The sequence below is a fragment of the Vibrio sp. S11_S32 genome, from assembly GCF_014694465.1.
Taxonomy (GTDB): Bacteria; Pseudomonadota; Gammaproteobacteria; order Enterobacterales; family Vibrionaceae; genus Vibrio; species Vibrio algicola.
In genome coordinates this window covers 1-5,376 of record NZ_JAAUWS010000082.1, presented here as the reverse complement: position 1 = coordinate 5,376, position 5,376 = coordinate 1, and the positions used below count along the sequence as shown (strand labels likewise).

The 5,376-nt window shown below is 38.6% G+C and carries 8 protein-coding genes; 5 read left to right on the top strand and 3 right to left on the bottom strand.

Annotated features, from left to right (window positions below):
- The first annotated feature begins 124 nt into the window (after positions 1–124).
- Positions 125–730, top strand: coding sequence for an HAD family hydrolase (locus HC723_RS16260; RefSeq protein WP_153448543.1), 606 nt, complete (start codon positions 125–127; stop codon positions 728–730).
- 159 nt (positions 731–889) lie between these two features.
- On the opposite strand, the gene HC723_RS16255 is transcribed toward HC723_RS16260, so the two are convergent.
- Together HC723_RS16255 and HC723_RS16250 are read right to left on the bottom strand one after the other, a co-directional pair.
- Complete coding sequence (locus tag HC723_RS16255) at positions 890–1,303, bottom strand: FKBP-type peptidyl-prolyl cis-trans isomerase (protein ID WP_190339831.1); 414 nt, start codon at positions 1,301–1,303, stop codon at positions 890–892.
- 82 nt (positions 1,304–1,385) lie between these two features.
- A complete protein-coding gene (locus HC723_RS16250) occupies positions 1,386–2,012 on the bottom strand; it encodes a thioredoxin domain-containing protein (RefSeq protein WP_190339830.1) in 627 nt (208 codons plus the stop codon).
- A 237-nt stretch (positions 2,013–2,249) separates the two neighbouring features.
- On the opposite strand from HC723_RS16250, the gene HC723_RS16245 reads away from it, so the two are divergent.
- From HC723_RS16245 to HC723_RS16230, 4 genes are all read left to right on the top strand, one after another.
- The gene (locus tag HC723_RS16245) at positions 2,250–3,302 is read left to right on the top strand and encodes a S1 family peptidase (RefSeq protein WP_190339829.1); all 1,053 of its coding nucleotides are present in this window, start codon (positions 2,250–2,252) and stop codon (positions 3,300–3,302) included.
- Between the two features lie 127 nt (positions 3,303–3,429).
- Complete coding sequence (locus HC723_RS16240) at positions 3,430–3,924, top strand: CreA family protein (protein ID WP_153448546.1); 495 nt, start codon at positions 3,430–3,432, stop codon at positions 3,922–3,924.
- A gap of 205 nt (positions 3,925–4,129) precedes the next feature.
- On the top strand, positions 4,130–4,678 hold the full coding sequence (locus HC723_RS16235) for a flavodoxin (protein WP_190339828.1): 549 nt from the start codon (positions 4,130–4,132) through the stop codon (positions 4,676–4,678).
- 178 nt (positions 4,679–4,856) lie between these two features.
- Positions 4,857–5,171, top strand: coding sequence for an HAD hydrolase-like protein (locus HC723_RS16230; protein ID WP_190339827.1), 315 nt, complete (start codon positions 4,857–4,859; stop codon positions 5,169–5,171).
- Here HC723_RS16230 and HC723_RS16225 read toward each other — a convergent pair.
- Positions 5,159–5,376 (bottom strand): IS3 family transposase (locus tag HC723_RS16225; protein WP_190339826.1); only part of this gene is annotated, 218 nt, incomplete at its 5' end. The two genes, HC723_RS16230 and HC723_RS16225, sit on opposite strands and share 13 nt — an antisense overlap.

The following is a 5,376-nucleotide window of genomic DNA, read 5'->3' as shown; positions in this document are numbered from 1 at the left end:
AGTATGAACGCGGTTTTGAAATGTTCGACAGTGGTGTTTAAAAAAGCAGTAGACTTATGTGATTGGTCGGTTGGTATTTATTGTATCGACTAACATATCAGTGCAATGGATTTAAGGTGGTAATATGACCGTAGATGTATCTCATTATAAAGCACTCATTTTTGATATGGATGGCACTTTAATCGATACCATGCCATCGCACTTAAAAGCGTGGCAACAAACGGCAGAGCAATATAACTTTCCATACGAACAAGAATGGATCCACAGTATGGGAGGGATGCCCACCTTAAAAGTGGCTAAGCAGTTAAATGCAAAGTATAACATCGATATCGATCCCGCAGTGGTGGCACAAACTAAGATAGGTTACTTTGCCTCTCTTATCCATGACGGAAAAGTTATTGATTGTACTTACCAAGTATTAGAGCAGTTCCAAGGGCTGAAAAAAATGGCGATTGGCACCGGAAGTAACCATAACAATGCCATGAAGTTATTAGAATACAACGGTATGTTGCCAATGATAGATGCGTTAGTTACTTCGAAAGATGTGACCAATCATAAGCCCAATCCCGATACCTTTTTATTGGCAGCAGAACGCTTAGGTATCGAGCCAAAAGATTGCGTGGTATTTGAAGACACCGAGATTGGACGCCAGGCTGCTATAGCGGCAGGAATGGCGTGTATTATGGTGGTTGATGGTAAATTAGTTGAAAGCAGTACTCAAGTCGCTTAGTGTCCATTTTTTCGATCATTAAACATCTGTAATGGTTTGCTCTTGTTCAGCTGACACTAATATTAAGCAGACACAAAAAAACCTGAAAACGAAAGCTCTTTCTAGCTAACAAGTTTTCAGGTTTTTTATGCCGAATTCTAGATTTCTGTCAAACAGAAACTACTTAACAATATCTAATAATTCCACTTCAAAAACCAAGGTTGCACCAGCAGGGATAGGGCCGCTACCCGATTTACCGTAACCCAGTTGATAGGGCACAAATAAACGGATTTTCTCACCGACAACCATGTGTTGTAGACCTTCTTGCCAGCCCTTTACCACTTGATTTAACTTAAATTCAATTGGCTCACCACGTTTGTATGAGCTATCAAATTCCGTACCATCGAGTAATGTACCTTGATAATGAACGCGCACTTTACTGTTGGCGCTTGGGTGTTCTTCACCGCTACCTTTTTCTAATACCAAATACTGCAAACCGCTTGGGGTTGTGATCACGCCTTCTTTATTGGCATTATCCGCCAGAAAGGCTGTACCCGCTTTGATATTTTCTTCTGCTGCTTTTTGATCATTCATTGAACGATACAATAAAAACAGCACGCCTAGAAGTAACAGTACAGGCAATAAAATCTTCACTTAACTTAATCCTTTAATCGATTTATGGTTGTTTTAACAAGTAGTTTATCGTGTTTGCGATATCTTGAATATCTTTATGACCAGGAATGAGAACTTGATATTTACCGTTAACGATAAAGGTAGGTACTGCATCAAATTTAGCTTGGTTGGTGATCGCCATTGCGCCTTTTAAGTACTCTAATAATGCTTTCTTTTGCAGTTCATCAAAGTTGTATGGACTAATGATATGACGAGAGGTGAATACTTGCTCAATCGCTTGTTGTTGCTGAGTTAAGGTCGAACCTTCACCTAATTGAACCGCTGCGAATAATTCAGACATCATTTTTTCGTCTGGAATATGGTTTAGCTGCATTACCCCTGCATAATAGAATAAGGCTGCAGTTTGAGCTTGGTCGTTGAAGGTAACGTGTACCTTGCCAAATTTTTGATGAGTTAAGCTTTCGAGCTCAGCAAGGGACGGTTCTAAATTACGGCAATGACCGCAAGTTAACGAGAAAACTTCGGTTACCGGTTTAATATCCGGTTGGGTTAATGCAGTTGGTAATTTCTTATATTGGACACCTAACTCTGGCTTGCCATTATCAGAACAAGCAGATAAAAATGTTAAGGTTATCGCAAATAAAAACAGACTTTTTAAATATTTTGGCATGAGATTCTTTATAAAGTTAAGAGACAAGCAAGTAGAGCGCAAAGCATAAGAAAAGTTCCGCTTGATGTAAAACAAAAACGATAGGTTGTGATCTTAATAGGCTAGATTTACTTTATTTGCCTAAATAACTCGCTATTCAAACATGATTTGGTGATAAATTAGCTAAATGGAAGCGTTGGTAAATGGAGCCAACAATAAGAGACGACATTATTTTTTAGATGAATGGATTTTAAAAGCATGGATGTGATGAAATTTTTTACGGTATCAAATACCTCAATGTGTTGTGCTTTAGCACTAAGCGCAAATGTCTACGCCAATGAAGATGCGAAGGGCTACTCAATTGTTCCTTATATCATTAATGGTAATGAAGCGGATGTTGCTGCATTTCCTTACATGGGGCTATTGATCAAAGACTATTTAGATACCACAACCACAGAATATCCTAATGGTTATCTTGTTACTTTGTGTGGCTCAACTGTACTGGACGAACGTCATGTGTTGACCGCTGCCCATTGTGTTGAGGCGATCACTGATGCTCAAAAAGAAGAAAACAAAAGATTGGCGGTGGTATTTAAGGTGCAAAATATCAATTCCGATATATTTGCTAATACTAAGTATTCGGTTGAATCTATCTATTATCATGATGATTACAACATCAATAATAATTTATCCCAAGATATTGCAATTCTAAAACTCTCAGAGCCCATTAGCAGTGATGATGTTTCGCGTAATAGCTATGTTGCAATAGCGGGGAGTGAGAGTGACTACCGTAGTAATGATTTTCAATTTACTCTGATCGGCTACGGTAATACCGGGCCTGAAACCTCCAATCCAAATGAAAACAATTCTAAAGTATTACAAAAGACTAAAGTCAGTTATATAACAGCAGATGAGTGTCAGAAAAACTACCCTGATGTAGATGATGCACAAATTTGTGTAACAGGTTCCATAGCGAATATGCTGCGTACAGGAGCCTGCCAGGGAGATTCAGGTGTGCCATTGCTTTACAGGCGAAATAATACGACATACCAAGCGGGTTTAGTCAGCTTTGGACCTGAATCGTGTGGTGATACCAGCCAAGTTGTCCAAAGTGTATATACTGAACTGGTGGATTATCAAGGCTGGATCAGCTCGGTATTAAATGGTACGGCTACCCCAAAACAGGCTATGAATGAAACCGATGATGATAGCAATAACGAATCCTCTAATAGCAGTTCTGGTGGTGGCTCTTTAGGTGGTTTTGGATTGGCATTGTTAGGTTTGATTTATTGGAATCGTCGTCGTAGGTAAGAAAATCAACAAACTCAATAATGCAATTGTGATTATTTGGTTGCGGTGTTTTTCAAGGTAGTAGTGATAATTTTTCAAGGTAATTGTGATAAACTGATTTAAAACAATATGAATTTAAAGGAATAAAATGAAAAAGTTAATTGTGGCTCTAAGCTTGGTGACCATTTTAGCAGGGTGTGATAACAATGAGGTTGGGGATGTGTCTTTAGGGCTATTCACCACCAAAGATATTAAATTGAACACTTTAATTGATCCAGAAGTTGCCGGTGTGACCTGTCATATAGCCTCAATTGAAGCGAATTTAAGTTTATCTGATCCGAGTGATAGCTCGATTTCTTGCCGTCAAACCGGAGAAATTACCCCTGAAATGATTGCGGGTATTGATCGCTCAGAATCAGGTGAAACGGTCTTTAAAAAATCAAAAAGCGTGTTCTTTAAGACCATGAAGATCCGCCGTATTTTTGATGCTAAGAGCCAAACCTTAATGTACCTTTCTTATTCGACTAAAGAGACATCGGGCAGTTTCAAACATAGCCTATCAACGGTTCCTCTATGGGGCACGAAAGCGTATAAAACACCAGAAATGCTGGCGCAAGAAAAAGCCCTTAAAGATGCAGAATAAAGCAAGTTAAGTCTTGGGTTTAAATTCATGATCAGATTAATAAATCATTGATTTTAAATAGCAACTGTTATTAGTGATCCTAAAAGCCTAGTGAATATTTACTAGGCTTTTTTATTGGCAAGTATCCTGTTACTTATTGCTTGAAAGTGCTATGGTCATTGGCTCTTTCTGAACAGAAAAAATTTGATGGATGATAGGAAATATTATGGAGTCGCGAGTATCTCAGTTAATTGCACAAAAGATACAATGGTTATCTCACCATGTTGATGTGGCATTCCCAACGCCAGAAAGCCTACAAGGGCGAGAGTTATACCTTGCGGCGCAAGCGACAAAGACCTTTACTACTCAAATTTCTAGCGAGCTATTATCTCAAGCCAGTCAATATCCAATTTGGTTAGATGAAGTGGTGTTGGTTGATTTTCATCGCTTAACCATTATGTTTTCGATTCTGCAAGCAAAAGCGTGGTCACAGCAACCAGAACAAGAAAAGTTGGTGATCGAGTTTTTAACTCAAATTATGTTAGATGATGATTACCAATTGTACATGGGGTTTAAACAAGGTGAAGCGGTGGCAGCATTGATTGCACATAAAAGCGTGGCAACGACCGAAGATCCTTCTGAGTATTTATTGCTTTCAGATGTGTATTTATCAAGCGGCTATCAAGTAGAAACAGCATTACCATTTTTTGCCTCTGTAATTGATTTATACCAACAGCCAAATGATAAAAAAACAATCATAGTTTATCCATTATAAAGTCATATTAACCATATCAATGGGATGTTTGCTCTCCTTGTATTGTTAACAAAAGTGATCTTGTTTGAATTTCTAGAGTTTGATTCGGTTTGATCTAACAGTTTACCTAACCTTTGCTTTCTTAATTTATCTCTCAAAGCCAGACTGAAAGTATAAATTTTAAAAGAGGGTAGCAAGGATGTCTCAATTCCAGATCAAATGCGTTATATTTGATTGCGATGGCACGCTAGTGGATAGCGAAACGCTCTGCTGCCAAGCATTAGTACAAGTATTTGCCAATTACGGTGCTAAAGTAAGTTATGACAACTGCATGGCGAACTTTCAGGGCGGGAAAATGTTCGATATTCTCAAAGATATCAGTGAGAGTGTCGGGTTGACTATTCCAATGGAAATACTGGAGCCTCAGTATCGTGAAGTTATGCGTCAATTATTTACCGACCAACTCAAACCTATCCCGCATGCGCTAGAAACCTATTCTGGTCAAGCCCAATAGGACACCTGACTTTGTAATTTTTCATAGTCGATTGGCGTTAAATCACCAAGCGTAGTATGCAACCTTTCATGGTTGTAGTACCGGATATATTCTTCAACATCTTCTTTCATTGCATCACGCGTTAAATAAACCACATTGAGTAGCCATTCATTTTTCAAGCTACCGAAGAACCGTTCGACGACAGCATTGTCTAAACAAGCTCCAA